This window comes from Pseudoalteromonas issachenkonii (genome assembly GCF_002310795.1).
GTDB classification, from domain to species: domain Bacteria; phylum Pseudomonadota; class Gammaproteobacteria; order Enterobacterales; family Alteromonadaceae; genus Pseudoalteromonas; species Pseudoalteromonas tetraodonis.
In genome coordinates this window covers 33,134-50,618 of record NZ_CP011030.1, presented here as the reverse complement: position 1 = coordinate 50,618, position 17,485 = coordinate 33,134, and the positions used below count along the sequence as shown (strand labels likewise).

The following is a 17,485-nucleotide window of genomic DNA, read 5'->3' as shown; positions in this document are numbered from 1 at the left end:
TCACTTAATGAGTACTAAACGACAAAAGGATAACATTATGTATATTTCACCCTATACCGCCGTAGACGCTGTAATGACAATTACCGATAAAAGCCTAGATAAAACGAGTCATGAAACAGATTGTAGAGCAACGGTTATCGACTTACTTTCTCATGTAAAACACACTCAAAAGGCACAAAAAAAACATGAAACAGACCAAATATTTATTCTTGGCTACAATTAAAACTCTGTTTAGCCTTATAACTGGCTGTTTATATAAATACATTATTTAAGTCGACTTAAAATCCGTTTAAGTCGACTTTTTAGTTTTAATCCCACTTGTTAACTTGCCTTGACGCCCCCTACTTTTTAACTATACCGTTGTAAATAGCAATAACAGCACCATATCTTTTTATATAGCGTAGTTTAATGTCATATATTCTCTTTTTTAGGAGTACTAATGAGTAACTTTAGAACAGAATCAGATAGCATGGGCACACTCGACGTACCCGCTAACGCACTTTATAAAGCACAAACCCAACGCGCCATTAATAACTTTACGATTAGCAACCTCACCATGCCACAGCAATTTATTATTGCTTTAGCGTATATAAAACAAGCCGCAGCATTAACCAATTTAAAGCTGGGCCATTTAGATAAAACGAAAGCAAATGCGATCGACCACGCCTGCCAAGAAATTATTGATGGTCAGCATTATGAGCATTTCCCCGTTGATATTTTTCAAACTGGCTCAGGTACTAGCTCAAATATGAATGCCAACGAAGTTATTGCAAGTTTGGCTTCAAAACATGCTAATCAACCTATTCACCCTAACGACGATGTGAATATGGGACAAAGCTCGAATGATGTTATTCCCACTGCAATCGCCTTAAGCAGTGCTATCAGTGTTGATAAAAAATTATTGCCAGCACTAGCAAACTTAGCCGACGCCTTAGAGCAGAAAAAAGCAGACATCGGTCATATAGTTAAAACTGGGCGCACTCATTTAATGGATGCAATGCCAGTGACCTTTGAGCAAACACTCAGCGCATGGCAATCGCAGGTAAAGCACGCAGCCAGCGGTATTGAGCATGCACTAATACGTGTTTGTGAGCTGGCTCAGGGGGGGACAGCAGTAGGTACAGGTATTAATGCCGATCCACAATTTGCTACGCTATTTGCCAAACAGCTAAGTGAAAAAGTAGGGATTAACTTTATCCCCAGTGATAACTTTTTTTATAATATTGGCTCGCAAGATGCCATTGTGGCTTTATCAGGGCAGCTGAAAGTCTATGCCGTTGCGCAAATGAAAATAGCCAACGATCTACGTTGGATGAATTCAGGGCCGCTTGCGGGACTTGGTGAAATAGAGCTTGAAGCATTGCAGCCTGGTTCATCCATTATGCCTGGCAAAGTGAACCCGGTGATCCCAGAAGCCGCTGCAATGGCTAGTGCGCAAGTAATCGGTAACGACGCCACAATTACCGTAGCAGGCCAAGCTGGCAACTTTGAGCTTAACGTAATGCTACCCGTGATTGCTTATAATATCCTGCAAAGTACAGAGATACTTGCTAACAGTGCGCAAGCACTAGCGGATAAAGCCATTGCTAGCTTTAAAGTTAATCAAGCACAGATTGATAAAGCGCTGACTAAAAATCCTATTTTAGTTACTGCACTCAACCCAGTTATTGGCTATGAAAAAGCAGCAAAAATTGCCAAACAAGCTTACCAGCAAGCAAAGCCAATTATTGATATCGCCGAGCAAGAGACTGACCTATCTCGCTCAGAATTAGAGGCATTACTCAATCCAGCTAAATTAACCCAAGGTGGGTTAATGTAAAAGCGCCATTAATGGCGCTTTAATATATTGATAGTAGAGTTTTTATTGCCGTAATGGATGCACCGTGTATGATAGTGATGAATAATTCATCACTATCAGGAACGATTATGCGTACTCCATTACTCGCTCTACTGCTACCGCTTTGCTTAACAGCTTGCTTAGAAACCACCTCAAATGAAACTGAGCAAACTAAAACCAATGCGGTAGAAAACACGTCTACGCCGATACCACAACAAAAACTACCACAAGAAAATAAGCAAAATAAGCAAAATAAAATAGCACAGCAACTACCGGTTGGTGCTGCAAAAGAAGTGTCGCTTGATCATATTAAAACAGCAAAAAATAAATTAAATAACCTCATAGCAGATAAACAATGTTCAACTAGTTCACAGTGTAAAGTCAGTGCTGTTGGTAGCCGTGCCTGTGGTGGACCAAGTGATTACATTGTGTACTCTACACAAAGCGCACCCCAAGAGCAGGTTTCAGCCCTAAGCGATACTATCACTCAATTGGAAAGTACCTATAATGCGCAAAAAGGCATGATGAGTATTTGCCAACATTTAACTGCGCCAAGCACTCAGTGTGTTGAAAATAAATGTGTTAAACTTGAAGGCTCTGCGGTAAGTGTATTTTAAGGATTAGATTATGACTTGTTTGTCATCCGTAATTAAGCTATCAGCTACCTGTGTTGTTATGACTATGCTGCTTAGCGGTTGCAGTAGTGCACTAACATCAAGCAAAGCTCAAAACGCGAGTGAATCTGTTTTAAATACTCAACTTAATGAGCTTACAAGTAATAAAAGCTGCACAGCCAGCTATCAATGTAAGGTGTTAGGTGTTGGCTCGCGTGTCTGTGGGGGGCCGAGTAAGTATGTTGTGTACTCAACATTAAATCACTCTCAAGAACAAGCAGAGCAATTAGCGCAAAAAATCACCGAGCAAGAACAACTAGATAATGCAATGCTTGAGTTCAAAGACTGTTCACCAGTGCTAGAAGTCCACTCTTTATGTATTGATAATCAATGTAAAACAGTTAACTACCAGTAGCAGTTCGTTTCGGTGTTAATCTAATAGCGGTATTAACACCGAAATAACCACCACCATGAAAATACACACACCTGCCTTAAAAATGTATTCCAGTGGCATTTTTTTCTGTACCCAGTAAGCATATATAAAACGCACGAAGTAGCTTGCCGCCGTGCCAAATAAAGCAAACATGAGTAAGTAGGCAATCAATAAGATATTCACAGCGGCACTTTTTTAGAAAATAATAGCCCCAGTGTAAGTATTTTATATAAAGAAGGCAAAAGGGTTACTTAGTCTTTTTTGTATGCTCAATGAGTAACTCTGCTACCTGTTGCTTTACCGCTCTTTTATCATCTACTGCCACTTCAAACCGGCTAGCCAATTGCGCTATTTCGTCATCATTTAAATTAAACGATAGTCGTTGCCGTGTTTTTTTAGACTTTACATCAAGACCTAAAATTTTACGGATCATATCTGAGGGAGTGAGCTCTTGATCGATAGCTTGTTTTTTTATCGACTTTTGTACCTCACTACTCAAATCAAATGCCATTTGCGTGGCGCGCACAGCTTGCTCTTGGCGCAACCACTTGTCTTTAGCATCACTCACTGGGCATCTCCAGGAAACAAATCAACAATATCGCTAATTGGGCGAGTTAAAGTCAGTGAGACTTCTGTTTCACCTCCCTCCCAAATCTCTATATTAACGCTATGCCCTTCATCGGGTGACGCTAAACAAATCATTTCACAGGGTTCACCACCGTCTTGCTCATAGCGAGGCAGCGTTTGGCCACGAAAGTCTTTATTATGAAAATAACATACATAAGGCGATTCACTTTGTTGATAGCTTTTCGCTAAAAATTGCATAAAACGCTCAGGGGTATTTTGTACCGTGATATGTGTTAACGACTCTTCATCAAAAATACGCGCAAATTCATCAAGACCAAAGATCTCTTCAACTTCATCACGCTGAATTTTTATAGAGAAGTTTGCCCACTGTTCACCATCATTTTGCTCTATTTGTAAAAACACCACTTGGCCAGTGTTAGTTTCAAGTACAAATTCTGTATCACTGCTGTGTTGGTACTGATACGTTTGCACATCAATAACGCGCAACGTTTGACCTTTAAGCCATGAAGGATAAGCAAACGAATCAATGACAGTAAACATGTCGCCTTTTTTAAGGTCACTCGCATGATTAAGCTGACGTTCTGGCTTTTTTTTAGATTTGAAAAAATTAAACATATAAGGTGCCTCTGTAAGCAAAAAAGGTAACGGAGCGAAACTCGGTTACCTTTTTGATATGGTTCTAAATGTTAACTATTTTGCTTCGCTTTAATGCGCGCTAAAATATCAGCACTTTTTGGATTCGTATCACCAATACCTGCTTCAGCCATTTTAGCTTTTAAATCGTCGCCATTAACATCTGCTTCTAGAGACTTTGCAGCACCTAATTGATCAGTACGGTCTTGTTGGCGTTGCTTAATACGCTCAAGCGACTGACGCGCCGATGTCATTGATGAATTATTAGTATTAAGCGTGCTGTTTACAGCCATTGTCGCTTGCTGAACGCTTTCTGTGGTTTTAACCATAGTAAGCTGACGCTGATTTTCCTTAATTGATTTTTCAGCATCTTTTACTTGCTGCTTCAAAGTCACTATGTGATTACTAAAGCCCGCTAACACTTGCTCGTGCTCAGCTTTCTCAGCTTCAAAGTCACCAATTTTTTCTGCAATTTCTAATGCTAATGCTTCATTCCCTTTTTCAAGGGCTTGACCTGCATAAGCTTCATGCTCAGCAATTGATGCATCTACTGCGCTAATTTTACGCTTAGTTTGCATTTCTTTAGCCATCACTTCTGTTAGGCTTTTTTTAGCACGGTGTAACGCATTTTGTGCATCAGCAATTTCTTGCTCAAAAATACGAATACCATTGGCATCAACAATTGCTTCGCCTGCTTCACGTGCGCCGCCACGTACTGCTGTAAATAATTTTTTTAAAATACTCATAATCTTAACTCCACTAACTAGCTACTAATCGTTTAAATATAAGGTCACGGCTTCTAGTGCATCTATAGCGTTATCAGCTAATGTCACTAGTTCGTGGGTAACATCATCTAGAGATGAATTTACCGACAGTGCACCAAAAATCGCGTATTTATTATCGATCTTAGCAAATGCACTCAGTGGAATTGGCACGTTTAAACGCAGTAGTGTTTCGTTTAACTCGTTGCGTAATTCACTTTTTACTTCATCTTCGTCAAACAAGTAGCTAATACATAGTAATTGCTCTTGTGTTTGAGTAACAAAAATTGGAAGCTCGTCATTTCCATCAACAATGACTTGTAAAACATCTTGCTCACCTGGATTGGCAATCAAGAAAGACTCAAAGTTAGCACCCTCGGTTTCAAAAGACGCTAATTTTATTGAAAGTTCATTTAATTCCATGTCTCTGCCTTTTCGTCGTTTGACATATTATGTCTAAGTTAAGATTCGCACGACCGACATATTATGTCAACCATGTTTTATTAATTTTTATACAATTCACTTTCTATTTGCCAAGCTGCTCGGTAGTAATCATACAAGCGACCAGAACCTAACCTATTGACTTCAATATCGTTCACTTGTTCAAAATAGTTATTAGGAAATGCAAAACTCGCTAATAAATATTTTTTACTAATCCACCGAGATGGCACTGGCATATCAGTTATATTGCTAATACGGGCACTAGGTGATTGCCCCATTTTAGTCGCAATAGTCCATCCCCATTGACCAAACGAAGGAATGTTTTGCTGATATTGCTCTACATAATCAAAACCTGCGGCTTTCACCGTTTTAGCAATACTTAAAAATGCCTTTTTCGCATGATAAGGCGATGTTGACTGTACCGCCATAGCACCATCAGGCGCTAATAATTGGCGTACATGATTATAAAAGTAATCGCTGTACATCTTATTAAGATCAGGGTGATTAGGGTCTGGCAAATCAATTAAAATAGTATCGAACTGCTTTGACTGATCCAGTAGCTTTTCGACTTCTAAAAATGCATCGCCCACAATAATATTTGCTCGCGGGTCATGCATCGATTCATTATTGAGTGCTACCAACCGCTGTTTAATCTCTTCTGGCGGTGTGAATTTATCGTCTTCATGGCCAAATAAATTCAGTAGCTGGCCATCTAAATCAATTAGTGTGACTTCTTTGACTGGCCACTTTAATACATCACGCATGGCTAATCCGTCACCGCCACCAATAATCAAAACACGGTCATGACGATTAGATGCGAGCATTGCAGGATAAACAAGCATTGAGTGATATATTTGCTCATCTACACTAGAGAACTGCAAACGACCATTTAAATATAGATCAGTAATTGGCTGAGGCTGATTTTTACTTAAACGCTCTGTTAGCACCACATGTTGATACTTAGTCGCCTGAGAGTAAATAACTTTATCTTTGTATAGTACGTTACTTAGGTTATCCATCCAGCTACTACCAAACTGCAAAATAAAAGCGAATAACACCAGCAGTAATATATGGCAAACCAATAGCAACTTAGCAAAGCGTACATAGCTATGGTAACGCCATAAAAAGGCAAGTCCGGCAATAATGTTAAATAGCGCTGTCCAAGCGGCGGCTTGCATTATTGGCATTGCGAGCATAATACTCACCCAAATTGCCGCGCCAATACCAGCGCCAATATAGTCAGCCCCATATATAGTGCCGGCGTTATTTTCTAAAAAACGTCCATAAACATGCTGGCGAATGCGCGCAATAAGCGGTATTTCCATACCAATAAATAGCCCTAATATTAAGCCAAATACATAAGGTAAAAAGCGAGACCACTCTTGCAGCTTTTGAAACACGTAACCATTAAGAATAACGTCAGGTGGAATATTAAAAATACTTGAGAATAAATGAGGGAGTGAATAACTCACGGCAATAATGCTGGCAATGGCTAATATACAGCCCATACCTATGAGCGCAATAATACTCTCTAGCCAAGCAAATGCGGTAAAGGCATCTTTAAACCAACGCGCTAAAAATGCACCCATCCCCATAGCTACAATCATAGTGCCTATCATGGCGTAAATTGCACTCTCAACTGAGCCGAGTACTCGGCCAGCATAATGAGAAAGTAAGTATTCATAAATAAGGCCGCACCCAGCGAGTACGGCCATAACAGTGATCAGTAAAATATCATGCCCAAGTAAATTAAATTTACTTGGGGAAGCTTGAGTTGATGACACGTGATTATGCACCCAGTAGTGTGGCCATAGTGATCCCGACAGCAAATGACACAGCTGCAGAAATAGCGGCAACACCCACATTCTTTTGACGATTCACTTCATCTGAAATATTACAGCCAGCAAGAATGATTTTAATCGTCAGTAAGTGCAGTAAAATGAAAGCAACCAAACAAACAACGGCGCTTAGCGCCCAGTAAAGTAAACTCGCATTAATATTGTCAGCAGCATAAGGAGCAATGCCTGTTGCAGCAGTAATGGCTAATGCACTACCAATTAAAAAGCCTGCATAACGAACACCTACTGCTAAATTACCATCAATAATAGCCTGTTGTAGGCAGTCGCCACTTTTATTGGTGCGCTTAAATAACTGCACGCGATATTGGCTTACTAACAGCAATACCACACTACCAATTACAAACGCAGCAATAACAATAGGAATGCCATGCCAACCTTCAGTAGCAACCCACAATAGGGCTGAGCGGATAACCACGGCAACACTTACTACATGGCCAAAATCAATAATTGACGCAGTAACGTTACCTTTGACTATTTCGTTATGTAAGCTCACTTTACGCAGCGCCACTTTATCTTGAAAAAAGTGACCCAGCTTTATAAGCAGAATTGCTAATGCACCATAGCCAAGCATTAACAGAGCTTCTTTTTGTAACGTAGCAGCAAACGCACCACTACTCACGCCCGTTAACACAATCGCAAGTGCTACCAAACCAGCGGCAAAGCTTATTCCAAATGCAAAGTTATCGCGCTCGGTAATTTCATCATTGGCGTGTAAATTAGATACCCAACCTTTAATATACTTTAAGCTCACAAACAGTAAGATGATAATTGCAAAGTCCACAGACAGTGCTTGCAAAGACCACATAGTTATTCCATTAAATTCATACATATTATTCTAACTCCAACGTTATTCTTTACTTACCACGACTTACGCCGCGCGAGGTTCTGCTACTGCTATTACGAACCGATCCTGAATTATTGCTATAACTACTCGCTCTTGAGTAACTGCTGCGACTTTTAGGCGGCGTATAACTGCTGCGACTCAAACCTGATGCACCTGTTTTTTTACTCGCATAAGGACTAGTGAACTGCTTGCCTTGGCGTTGGTAAGATTGTCGTGTACGTGTTTCTAATGCACTTTGGGTTTTTATTTGTTTAGGGCTTGAGTAACGAGTACGACCATAGTCATTGTAGTAACTATACTTACGGCGTTTACTCCAACTTCCGTATTCAACTCGGTCAAATACATCACCCAAAATACGGTACATGCCATACCACTGCCAAAAGCTAATTCCACTACTATTCGTTTGCCAATTACCATAGTTAGGGTTACCTACCATTTGGTTACCCACCCCTTCGCCTTCAGCTTTTTGGCTTATAGCACCGACTCGTGCTAAAGAACCATTCGACATATCCGCAAGCATATTTATAGGATCGGTTAAGGCATCAGAAAATAACGTTGGCTTTGCTGCCTCACGCAATAAATCAATATTGTATAGCGTATCTTCGTAAGGAGGGATTAAGTAATTACCCTTAATGTCATCAAGGCGCTGGGTTAAACCACTATAAAGCGCTCCCTGGCGTGTGGCATCAAGGCTAACAACATCAACAACCTTACTGAGTTCAGGCTGCTGTTGTTTAAGGATACGACTGTATTCTTTAAGAATAATCGCATTACGTATACTACCATTATCAAGTGCTTTACCAAGCTGAGTAAGCTCGACATCGGCCTTTTTAATGGACTCTTGAATTGTTTGTTGTAGCTGTTCTTCTTTAGATTGACAACCAATCAGTGCTGTAAACAAACAAAACAGGCTGAGAAGTTTCCAAGCTTTTATATTCGACATTCATGTCACCTGATTTACTAAATTATCCTAGATAGTTTTACACAGGACAGTTATTAAACCAACAATGAAATTGCAACAAGATGATAATTTAGGGACTAGTTTAAAGATGCAAGGAGAATAACTAAGATCAGTAAAGAGAGAGTGCTGATGGTAATACTTCAAAACTGAGGGCTGTACACTAACTTATATTTGGAGTCGGTGTGCTACTTCGAAGCGATGACGCAGTAGAATGCCTTAGGGTCGGCTCTGATCAATTATCTTCCTTTAACCTAATACCTTCTTTTACTTTATTCCAAACGTAAAAAAGCCCGACTCATCCTCTGTCGTGTTCTTTTATCCGTGGGTTTCGTGATACTCAACCACGCTACTATGGTCAGGTTAACGCTGTGCAGCTGATAGCTCACGGCTGATAGCTGATACTTTCACTTTCCTGCAGACGTAAAAAAGCCCGACTATTGCTAGTCGGGCTTTCTTTAATTTGGAGCCTGGTAATGTCCTACTTTCACATAGCAAATGCTACACTATCATCGGCGCTGTTTCGTTTCACTACTGAGTTCGGCATGGGGTCAGGTGGGTCCAAAACGCTATTGTCACCAAGCAAATTTGGTGTAAGTTCGATTTAATCAAGCTTACTAAAATTTGGAATTCTGATAATAAAGAGTAATCAAGTAATCTACTTTAGTTCTATTAACTTCTGCGCTTAAACTATCACATAAAACGCGTTTGGCGTTGTATGGTTAAGCCTCACGGGTAATTAGTACAAGTTAGCTTAATGGCTCACACCACTTCCACATCTTGCCTATCAACGTTGTAGTCTTCAACGGCCCTTCAGAGACTTTAAAAGTCTAGTGAGAACTCATCTCGAGGCCTGCTTCGCGCTTAGATGCTTTCAGCGCTTATCAGTTCCGAACGTAGCTACCGGGCAATGCCATTGGCATGACAACCCGAACACCAGCGGTTCGTTCACTCCGGTCCTCTCGTACTAGGAGCAACCCCTCTCAATTCTCAAACGCCCACGGCAGATAGGGACCGAACTGTCTCACGACGTTCTAAACCCAGCTCGCGTACCACTTTAAATGGCGAACAGCCATACCCTTGGGACCGACTTCAGCCCCAGGATGTGATGAGCCGACATCGAGGTGCCAAACACCGCCGTCGATATGAACTCTTGGGCGGTATCAGCCTGTTATCCCCGGAGTACCTTTTATCCGTTGAGCGATGGCCCTTCCATTCAGAACCACCGGATCACTATGACCTACTTTCGTACCTGCTCGACGTGTCTGTCTCGCAGTTAAGCTGGCTTCTACCATTACACTAACCGTACGATGTCCGACCGTACTTAGCCAACCTTCGTGCTCCTCCGTTACTCTTTGGGAGGAGACCGCCCCAGTCAAACTACCCACCAGGCACTGTCCGTAACCCCGATTCAGGGGCCAACGTTAGAACATCAAAACTACAAGGGTGGTATTTCAAGGACGACTCCACAAAAACTAGCGTCTCTGCTTCTAAGTCTCCCACCTATCCTACACATGTAGGTTCAATGTTCAGTGCCAAGCTGTAGTAAAGGTTCACGGGGTCTTTCCGTCTAGCCGCGGGTACACAGCATCTTCACTGCGATTTCAATTTCACTGAGTCTCGGGTGGAGACAGCGTGGCCATGGTTACACCATTCGTGCAGGTCGGAACTTACCCGACAAGGAATTTCGCTACCTTAGGACCGTTATAGTTACGGCCGCCGTTTACCGGGGCTTCGATCAAGAGCTTCTCCGAAGATAACCCCATCAATTAACCTTCCGGCACCGGGCAGGTGTCACACCGTATACGTCATCTTGCGATTTTGCACAGTGCTGTGTTTTTAATAAACAGTCCCAGCCACCTGGTCACTGCGGCTCCAATCAGCTTAGGGAGCAAGTCCCATCACCAATCGGAGCGTACCTTCTCCCGAAGTTACGGTACGATTTTGCCTAGTTCCTTCACCCGAGTTCTCTCAAGCGCCTTAGTATTCTCTACCTGACCACCTGTGTCGGTTTGGGGTACGATTCGGTATAATCTGAAGCTTAGAGGCTTTTCCTGGAAGTATGGCATCAGCAACTTCATCACCGTGGTGACTCGTCTCGTGTCTCAGCCTAACAGCAACCCGGATTTACCTAAGTCACTAGCCTACACACTTTCACATGGACTACCATCGCCATGCTTGCTTAGCCTGCTCCGTCCCCCCATCGCAATTATACCAAGTACGGAAATATTAATCCGTTTCCCATCGACTACGCCTTTCGGCCTCGCCTTAGGGGTCGACTTACCCTACCCTGATTAACATGGGATAGGAACCCTTGGTCTTCCGGCGTGCGGGTTTTTCACCCGCATTATCGTTACTCATGTCAGCATTCGCACTTCTGATACGTCCAGCATACCTCCCGGTACACCTTCAACCGCTTACAGAACGCTCCCCTACCACTCAAAATAAATTTTGAATCCGCAGCTTCGGTGCATAGTTTAGCCCCGTTACATCTTCCGCGCAGACCGACTCGACCAGTGAGCTATTACGCTTTCTTTAAAGGATGGCTGCTTCTAAGCCAACCTCCTGGCTGTCTGGGCCTTTCCACATCGTTTCCCACTTAACTATGACTTTGGGACCTTAGCTGGCGGTCTGGGTTGTTTCCCTCTTCACGACGGACGTTAGCACCCGCCGTGTGTCTCCCGGATATTACTTTACGGTATTCGGAGTTTGCAAAGGGTTGGTAAGTCGGGATGACCCCCTAGCCTTAACAGTGCTCTACCCCCGTAAGTATTCGTCCGAGGCTCTACCTAAATAGATTTCGGGGAGAACCAGCTATCTCCCGGTTTGATTAGCCTTTCACTCCTAACCACAGGTCATCCCCTAACTTTTCAACGTTAGTGGGTTCGGTCCTCCAGTTGATGTTACTCAACCTTCAACCTGCCCATGGCTAGATCACCGGGTTTCGGGTCTATACCTTGCAACTATTCGCCCAGTTAAGACTCGGTTTCCCTACGGCTACCCTAATCGGTTAACCTCGCTACAAAATATAAGTCGCTGACCCATTATACAAAAGGTACGCAGTCACCCAACAAGTGGGCTCCTACTGCTTGTACGTACACGGTTTCAGGTTCTATTTCACTCCCCTCACAGGGGTTCTTTTCGCCTTTCCCTCACGGTACTGGTTCACTATCGGTCAGTTGGGAGTATTTAGCCTTAGATGATGGTCCACCTATATTCAGTCAAAGTTTCACGTGCTCCGACCTACTCGATTTCACTTAAAATGCGTTTTCATGTACGGGACTATCACCCTGTATCGTGGCACTTTCCAGAGCCTTCCATTAACACATAATAAGCTTAAGGGCTGTTCCGATTTCGCTCGCCGCTACTATCGGAATCTCGCTTGATTTCTTTTCCTACGGGTACTTAGATGTTTCAGTTCTCCGCGTTCGCCTCGTTAACCTATGTATTCAGTTAACGATACCTGCAAGCAGGTGGGTTTCCCCATTCGGAAATCCTAGTCTCAAGTGCTTTTTACTAGCTTGACTAGGCTTATCGCAAGTTAATACGTCCTTCATCGCCTCCAACTGCCAAGGCATCCACCGTGTACGCTTAGTCACTTAACCATACAACCCAAACGGGTCTTTGTTTCGTGACAGTTTAACTTCGCCAGAAGTTAATATTGAATACTAAAGTAGATACCAATCAATAAACGTAAACGTTTATTAAATGGCACTGAATGATACTGCTATCATTCTTTTTTACTTTTGAAAACTCTGTACAAATACACTGTATTCATACGAATTTTATTATCAGCTTTTCCAAATTTTTAAAGAGCAGAGAATCAAAAACTTCTCAAAATTAAACACACTCTATTCTCAGGTGATTGTGCTACCCGATAAAAGAATATTTATTTTTAAGAAGTAAAGTGGTGGAGCTAAGCAGGATCGAACTGCTGACCTCCTGCGTGCAAGGCAGGCGCTCTCCCAGCTGAGCTATAGCCCCACATATGCTGGTCTTACTGTTTGTATACCGACTTCTTTTTAAGACAAGGCGTAAGTTGAGGCCGTTTAGTTTACTAAACAACGAAGCTTACAACGAAGTATTAAGAAGAAGTGGTGGGTCTGAGTAGATTTGAACTACCGACCTCACCCTTATCAGGGGTGCGCTCTAACCAGCTGAGCTACAGACCCAAACAATAAGTGTTGTTCTCTTTACAATTAACAATCATCTGTGTGGACACTACGAACAAATAAGTTCTAAATCGTATAAGGAGGTGATCCAGCCCCAGGTTCCCCTAGGGCTACCTTGTTACGACTTCACCCCAGTCATGAATCACTCCGTGGTAAACGTCCTCCCGAAGGTTAGACTATCTACTTCTGGAGCAACCCACTCCCATGGTGTGACGGGCGGTGTGTACAAGGCCCGGGAACGTATTCACCGCGTCATTCTGATACGCGATTACTAGCGATTCCGACTTCATGGAGTCGAGTTGCAGACTCCAATCCGGACTACGACGCACTTTAAGTGATTCGCTTACTCTCGCGAGTTCGCAGCACTCTGTATGCGCCATTGTAGCACGTGTGTAGCCCTACACGTAAGGGCCATGATGACTTGACGTCGTCCCCACCTTCCTCCGGTTTATCACCGGCAGTCTCCTTAGAGTTCTCAGCATTACCTGCTAGCAACTAAGGATAGGGGTTGCGCTCGTTGCGGGACTTAACCCAACATCTCACAACACGAGCTGACGACAGCCATGCAGCACCTGTATCAGAGTTCCCGAAGGCACCAAACCATCTCTGGTAAGTTCTCTGTATGTCAAGTGTAGGTAAGGTTCTTCGCGTTGCATCGAATTAAACCACATGCTCCACCGCTTGTGCGGGCCCCCGTCAATTCATTTGAGTTTTAACCTTGCGGCCGTACTCCCCAGGCGGTCTACTTAATGCGTTAGCTTTGAAAAACAGAACCGAGGTTCCGAGCTTCTAGTAGACATCGTTTACGGCGTGGACTACCAGGGTATCTAATCCTGTTTGCTCCCCACGCTTTCGTACATGAGCGTCAGTGTTGACCCAGGTGGCTGCCTTCGCCATCGGTATTCCTTCAGATCTCTACGCATTTCACCGCTACACCTGAAATTCTACCACCCTCTATCACACTCTAGTTTGCCAGTTCGAAATGCAGTTCCCAGGTTGAGCCCGGGGCTTTCACATCTCGCTTAACAAACCGCCTGCGTACGCTTTACGCCCAGTAATTCCGATTAACGCTCGCACCCTCCGTATTACCGCGGCTGCTGGCACGGAGTTAGCCGGTGCTTCTTCTGTCAGTAACGTCACAGCTAGCAGGTATTAACTACTAACCTTTCCTCCTGACTGAAAGTGCTTTACAACCCGAAGGCCTTCTTCACACACGCGGCATGGCTGCATCAGGCTTGCGCCCATTGTGCAATATTCCCCACTGCTGCCTCCCGTAGGAGTCTGGGCCGTGTCTCAGTCCCAGTGTGGCTGATCATCCTCTCAAACCAGCTAGGGATCGTCGCCTTGGTGAGCCATTACCTCACCAACTAGCTAATCCCACTTGGGCCAATCTAAAGGCGGGAGCCGAAGCCCCCTTTGGTCCGTAGACATTATGCGGTATTAGCAGTCGTTTCCAACTGTTGTCCCCCACCTCAAGGCATGTTCCCAAGCATTACTCACCCGTCCGCCGCTCGTCATCTTCTAGCAAGCTAGAAATGTTACCGCTCGACTTGCATGTGTTAGGCCTGCCGCCAGCGTTCAATCTGAGCCATGATCAAACTCTTCAATTAAAAAGTTTTTTGTCTTTCGACAGCTCAATGAATTCTGAATTTATTTAATATCTTTCGATATTGAATTGACTGTGCTGAATAATTACCTAAGTAACTATTCTGTTGGTCACTCAGTTCAATTGAGACTCTAAATTTGCTTGCCTCGTTACTTGCTCAATAAAGAACGAAGTAGCTTGGCTGTTAGAACTCAATCTGTACGAGTGCCCACACAGATGATTGCTTTATATTGTTAAAGAACGTTGCGACGTTGTCGCTAGGGATGCGTATAATACATCCTTTATTTTTCGAGTCAACACTTAATTTTAAACTTTCTTGCGATGATTTAAACTTAAGTTTTACTTAACTCTCTGAGTAGCTCATGCCTCGCTATGCGTTGCGCTCTGCCGTCTCAGTGGGGTCGCATTATAGGGAGAACAGATTTTTACGCAAGTACTTTTTTAAAGAAAAACTAAAAAAACACACTGTTCGGTCAGTATCTGAGCTAAAACAGATGAAACAGCTAGTTTTATAATCAAATCAGGCTTTGCTGGTACTTAAATAAGCGCTACTGTTACACTGATACTATTCATATTGTTTAATTTAAAGGTGCTTATATGGCAATACGTTCTTATAAAGGAATAACTCCTGCGTTTAATGATTCTGTTTATATAGACGAGTCGTCTGTATTAGTCGGTGATATCACCCTAGGTGATGATAGTAGTGTATGGCCACTAGTTGCTGCCCGTGGTGATGTTAATCATATTCGTATCGGAAAGCGTACTAATATACAAGATGGCAGTGTTTTACATTTATCAAGAGCGACTAAAAGCAATCCTGAGGGTTACCCACTTATTATTGGTGATGATGTTACCGTGGGTCATAAGGTAATGCTGCATGGCTGCGTTCTAGGTAACCGCATACTCGTGGGCATGGGCGCTATTATTATGGATAACGTAATTGTAGAAGACGAGGTGATTATTGGTGGTGGTGCTTTAGTACCTCCTAATAAGCGTTTAGAGTCTGGCTATTTGTATGTAGGTAGCCCAGCGAAACAAGCCCGCCCTTTAACAGATCAAGAGCTGAGCTTTTTAAAAGTGTCTGCCGATAATTACGTGCAGCTTAAAGATGAATACTTAGCTGAAGACGCGAAATAACCACAACTTTTTGCTTAATTAAGTAAGCTCACTTCTATTTGCCCTGCCGAGTTATAGCTTTCGTCTTCGATTAGCTGCTCGGCACGCTCTTCATAATCAAATCGATATTGTTCAAAATAACGCGTTGCATGACTCTCATCGGCTAAATTTAAACTACTTACAGCAATCACACACTCAACTAGCATTCCGCTTACTTGTGCAAAAAAAACTAATTGATGAGTTGGCTCTCTAAATTCGAGTCGGTCTATAAACTGTATTGCTTGATTCATTTAAGTACTCCCTGCTTTAATGCAATAACAACGGGAACAATGTCCGGCATTTTATTTCGCCATACATAATAAGCTTGTGCAGCTTGCCCTACTAACATGCCACTGCCATCTAATAGCTTAGCCGCTTTATTGTGTTCGCTCACCCAATTCATAAATAGCGTATTTTGCGTCGCATAAAACATATCATAAGCCATTTCACATGCGCTTAAGTGCTTTTCGCTTAACGCAGGTAACTCGTTATTCATGCTACTTGAGGTTGAGTTAATAACTAAATGATAATCGGCAGAAGGAAGGTCGTCAAAACCATACCCCGAAACATTACCGTGCCCAGTAAAGAGTTTTGCCAATGTTTGGGCTTTGTGTGCCGTGCGATTAACGATAATGATTTCTTTAGGCTGATGCTCAAGTAAAGGTAAAATAACACCACGGGCAGCGCCACCTGCACCAATGATCAGCAGGCGTTTATCTGTTATTATTACTTTATTCGCTAGTAAATCGTTCACAAAGCCTATGCCGTCGGTGTTATCACCGAGTAAGGTACCATCATCGCGCTTTTTAAGGGTGTTTACTGCGCCTGCAAGTTTAGCAACTGTGGTTAGTTCATCGGCTAAAGCAAAGGCCTGCTCTTTAAAAGGAACAGTGACATTTGCGCCTTTGCCCCCTTGCTCAAAAAAAGTCGCGACTGTTTTTTCAAACTCATCGATAGGTGCTAAGATTGCGCTATAGTCGATTTGCTCTCCCAATGACTTAGCAAACTGCTGATGTATGCTGGGAGATTTTGAATGTTTGATTGGATTTCCAAAAACCGCATATTTGTCCATTTTAAACAACCTCTTTGCAGTTTTAGTACTGCCTATTAACGATGATAAAACTATGATTAAAAGACTCTTTTCAAGATCAAAGCCGTCTACAACCACTCAAGCGCCTACGCCAGAGAAAACCCCGTATGAAATCATCGGCGGAGAAGCGCCCACGCGTGCAATTGCCAATAGATTCTACGACATAATGGCCAGCGATGAATACGCTAAACCGTTATATGATATGCATCCTCAACCATTAGATAGAATTCGCCAAGTATTTTTTGAGTTTTTATCGGGTTGGCTTGGTGGCCCTGACTTATTTGTAGAAAAACATGGCCATCCAATGCTGCGCAAACGCCATATGCCATTTCCTATTGATCAAGATTTACGTGATCAGTGGATGTATTGCATGAATAAAACCTTAGACATAGAAATTGATAACCCCGTTTTACGCGAAGGTTTACGCCAATCACTGGCACAGCTTGCCAGTCATATGATTAATCAGCATTAATTTACCCCGCTTTTTAATTGGG

Annotated in this window: 16 protein-coding genes, 2 tRNA genes and 3 rRNA genes; 6 read left to right on the top strand and 15 right to left on the bottom strand. The window is 42.8% G+C overall.

Translation table 11 applies throughout. The features are described from left to right. Positions 1–37: 37 nt before the first annotated feature. From PISS_RS00255 to PISS_RS00240, 4 genes are all read left to right on the top strand, one after another. On the top strand, positions 38–223 hold the full coding sequence (locus PISS_RS00255; protein ID WP_058153962.1) for a hypothetical protein: 186 nt from the start codon (positions 38–40) through the stop codon (positions 221–223). A gap of 216 nt (positions 224–439) precedes the next feature. Beyond that, a complete protein-coding gene (locus PISS_RS00250) occupies positions 440–1,819 on the top strand; it encodes a class II fumarate hydratase (protein WP_058153961.1) in 1,380 nt (459 codons plus the stop codon). 107 nt (positions 1,820–1,926) lie between these two features. Beyond that, positions 1,927–2,454, top strand: a complete 528-nt coding sequence (locus PISS_RS00245) for a hypothetical protein (protein ID WP_198147819.1) — start codon at positions 1,927–1,929, stop codon at positions 2,452–2,454. Between the two features lie 10 nt (positions 2,455–2,464). After that, positions 2,465–2,866 carry a hypothetical protein gene (locus PISS_RS00240; RefSeq protein WP_058153959.1) on the top strand — a complete coding sequence of 134 codons (402 nt, stop codon included), beginning with the start codon at positions 2,465–2,467 and terminating at the stop codon, positions 2,864–2,866. 15 nt (positions 2,867–2,881) lie between these two features. Here the strand turns inward: PISS_RS00240 and PISS_RS00235 are convergent, their stop codons facing one another. The 13 genes from PISS_RS00235 to PISS_RS00175 all read right to left on the bottom strand — a co-directional run bounded on the left by PISS_RS00235 (position 2,882) and on the right by PISS_RS00175 (position 14,750). Continuing rightward, the gene (locus tag PISS_RS00235; RefSeq protein ID WP_008113278.1) at positions 2,882–3,067 is read right to left on the bottom strand and encodes a hypothetical protein; all 186 of its coding nucleotides are present in this window, start codon (positions 3,065–3,067) and stop codon (positions 2,882–2,884) included. Between the two features lie 64 nt (positions 3,068–3,131). Next, positions 3,132–3,452: a hypothetical protein gene (locus tag PISS_RS00230; RefSeq protein ID WP_008113280.1), complete on the bottom strand. Its 321-nt coding sequence runs from the start codon at positions 3,450–3,452 to the stop codon at positions 3,132–3,134. Beyond that, positions 3,449–4,087: a hypothetical protein gene (locus PISS_RS00225; RefSeq protein ID WP_016900243.1), complete on the bottom strand. Its 639-nt coding sequence runs from the start codon at positions 4,085–4,087 to the stop codon at positions 3,449–3,451. Before PISS_RS00225 ends, PISS_RS00230 begins: the two co-directional genes overlap by 4 nt. A gap of 71 nt (positions 4,088–4,158) precedes the next feature. Continuing rightward, positions 4,159–4,851: a PspA/IM30 family protein gene (locus tag PISS_RS00220; protein WP_008113282.1), complete on the bottom strand. Its 693-nt coding sequence runs from the start codon at positions 4,849–4,851 to the stop codon at positions 4,159–4,161. A gap of 24 nt (positions 4,852–4,875) precedes the next feature. Further along, positions 4,876–5,289, bottom strand: a complete 414-nt coding sequence (locus tag PISS_RS00215; RefSeq protein WP_004335098.1) for a YjfI family protein — start codon at positions 5,287–5,289, stop codon at positions 4,876–4,878. Between the two features lie 80 nt (positions 5,290–5,369). Beyond that, positions 5,370–7,091 (bottom strand): polyamine aminopropyltransferase, encoded by a 1,722-nt coding sequence (locus PISS_RS00210; protein WP_016900245.1) that lies wholly within the window; start codon positions 7,089–7,091, stop codon positions 5,370–5,372. A gap of 4 nt (positions 7,092–7,095) precedes the next feature. Beyond that, positions 7,096–7,995, bottom strand: coding sequence for a DUF350 domain-containing protein (locus tag PISS_RS00205; protein WP_013463678.1), 900 nt, complete (start codon positions 7,993–7,995; stop codon positions 7,096–7,098). A 25-nt stretch (positions 7,996–8,020) separates the two neighbouring features. After that, the gene (locus PISS_RS00200; RefSeq protein ID WP_010392530.1) at positions 8,021–8,953 is read right to left on the bottom strand and encodes a hypothetical protein; all 933 of its coding nucleotides are present in this window, start codon (positions 8,951–8,953) and stop codon (positions 8,021–8,023) included. Between the two features lie 483 nt (positions 8,954–9,436). Beyond that, positions 9,437–9,551: ribosomal RNA gene (gene rrf / locus PISS_RS00195) — 5S ribosomal RNA — on the bottom strand. A 135-nt stretch (positions 9,552–9,686) separates the two neighbouring features. Next, a 23S ribosomal RNA gene (locus tag PISS_RS00190) occupies positions 9,687–12,573 on the bottom strand. A 303-nt stretch (positions 12,574–12,876) separates the two neighbouring features. Then, a tRNA-Ala gene (locus PISS_RS00185) sits at positions 12,877–12,952 on the bottom strand. Positions 12,953–13,063: 111 nt separating this feature from the next. After that, positions 13,064–13,140, bottom strand: a tRNA-Ile gene (locus tag PISS_RS00180). A gap of 76 nt (positions 13,141–13,216) precedes the next feature. Beyond that, positions 13,217–14,750: ribosomal RNA gene (locus PISS_RS00175) — 16S ribosomal RNA — on the bottom strand. The 16S, 23S and 5S rRNA genes sit together here with 2 tRNA genes alongside, the layout of an rRNA operon. Positions 14,751–15,343: 593 nt before the next feature. Between PISS_RS00175 and PISS_RS00170 the strand changes: the two genes are divergently transcribed. Further along, the gene (locus PISS_RS00170) at positions 15,344–15,883 is read left to right on the top strand and encodes a gamma carbonic anhydrase family protein (RefSeq protein ID WP_013463677.1); all 540 of its coding nucleotides are present in this window, start codon (positions 15,344–15,346) and stop codon (positions 15,881–15,883) included. Positions 15,884–15,897: 14 nt separating this feature from the next. Here PISS_RS00170 and PISS_RS00165 read toward each other — a convergent pair whose 3' ends face one another. Together PISS_RS00165 and aroE are read right to left on the bottom strand one after the other, a co-directional pair. Then, the gene (locus PISS_RS00165) at positions 15,898–16,152 is read right to left on the bottom strand and encodes a DUF1488 family protein (protein ID WP_013463676.1); all 255 of its coding nucleotides are present in this window, start codon (positions 16,150–16,152) and stop codon (positions 15,898–15,900) included. Beyond that, positions 16,149–16,973 carry a shikimate dehydrogenase gene (aroE, locus tag PISS_RS00160; RefSeq protein WP_058153958.1) on the bottom strand — a complete coding sequence of 275 codons (825 nt, stop codon included), beginning with the start codon at positions 16,971–16,973 and terminating at the stop codon, positions 16,149–16,151. Before aroE ends, PISS_RS00165 begins: the two co-directional genes overlap by 4 nt. A gap of 52 nt (positions 16,974–17,025) precedes the next feature. On the opposite strand from aroE, the gene PISS_RS00155 reads away from it, so the two are divergent. After that, complete coding sequence (locus PISS_RS00155) at positions 17,026–17,463, top strand: group II truncated hemoglobin (RefSeq protein ID WP_013463674.1); 438 nt, start codon at positions 17,026–17,028, stop codon at positions 17,461–17,463. The last annotated feature ends 22 nt before the right edge of the window (positions 17,464–17,485 follow it).

What these genes read in the sequence shown, in the direction of transcription:
- PISS_RS00250 (WP_058153961.1), top strand. Translation starts at nt 440, where the DNA reads ATGAGTAACTTTAGAACAGAATCAGATAGCATGGGCACACTCGACGTA.
- PISS_RS00170 (WP_013463677.1), top strand. Translation starts at nt 15,344, where the DNA reads ATGGCAATACGTTCTTATAAAGGAATAACTCCTGCGTTTAATGATTCT.
- PISS_RS00245 (WP_198147819.1), top strand. Translation starts at nt 1,927, where the DNA reads ATGCGTACTCCATTACTCGCTCTACTGCTACCGCTTTGCTTAACAGCT.
- aroE (WP_058153958.1), bottom strand. Translation starts at nt 16,973, where the DNA reads ATGGACAAATATGCGGTTTTTGGAAATCCAATCAAACATTCAAAATCT.
- PISS_RS00165 (WP_013463676.1), bottom strand. Translation starts at nt 16,152, where the DNA reads ATGAATCAAGCAATACAGTTTATAGACCGACTCGAATTTAGAGAGCCA.
- PISS_RS00255 (WP_058153962.1), top strand. Translation starts at nt 38, where the DNA reads ATGTATATTTCACCCTATACCGCCGTAGACGCTGTAATGACAATTACC.
- PISS_RS00215 (WP_004335098.1), bottom strand. Translation starts at nt 5,289, where the DNA reads ATGGAATTAAATGAACTTTCAATAAAATTAGCGTCTTTTGAAACCGAG.
- PISS_RS00155 (WP_013463674.1), top strand. Translation starts at nt 17,026, where the DNA reads ATGATTAAAAGACTCTTTTCAAGATCAAAGCCGTCTACAACCACTCAA.
- PISS_RS00205 (WP_013463678.1), bottom strand. Translation starts at nt 7,995, where the DNA reads ATGTATGAATTTAATGGAATAACTATGTGGTCTTTGCAAGCACTGTCT.
- PISS_RS00200 (WP_010392530.1), bottom strand. Translation starts at nt 8,953, where the DNA reads ATGTCGAATATAAAAGCTTGGAAACTTCTCAGCCTGTTTTGTTTGTTT.
- PISS_RS00220 (WP_008113282.1), bottom strand. Translation starts at nt 4,851, where the DNA reads ATGAGTATTTTAAAAAAATTATTTACAGCAGTACGTGGCGGCGCACGT.
- PISS_RS00240 (WP_058153959.1), top strand. Translation starts at nt 2,465, where the DNA reads ATGACTTGTTTGTCATCCGTAATTAAGCTATCAGCTACCTGTGTTGTT.
- PISS_RS00225 (WP_016900243.1), bottom strand. Translation starts at nt 4,087, where the DNA reads ATGTTTAATTTTTTCAAATCTAAAAAAAAGCCAGAACGTCAGCTTAAT.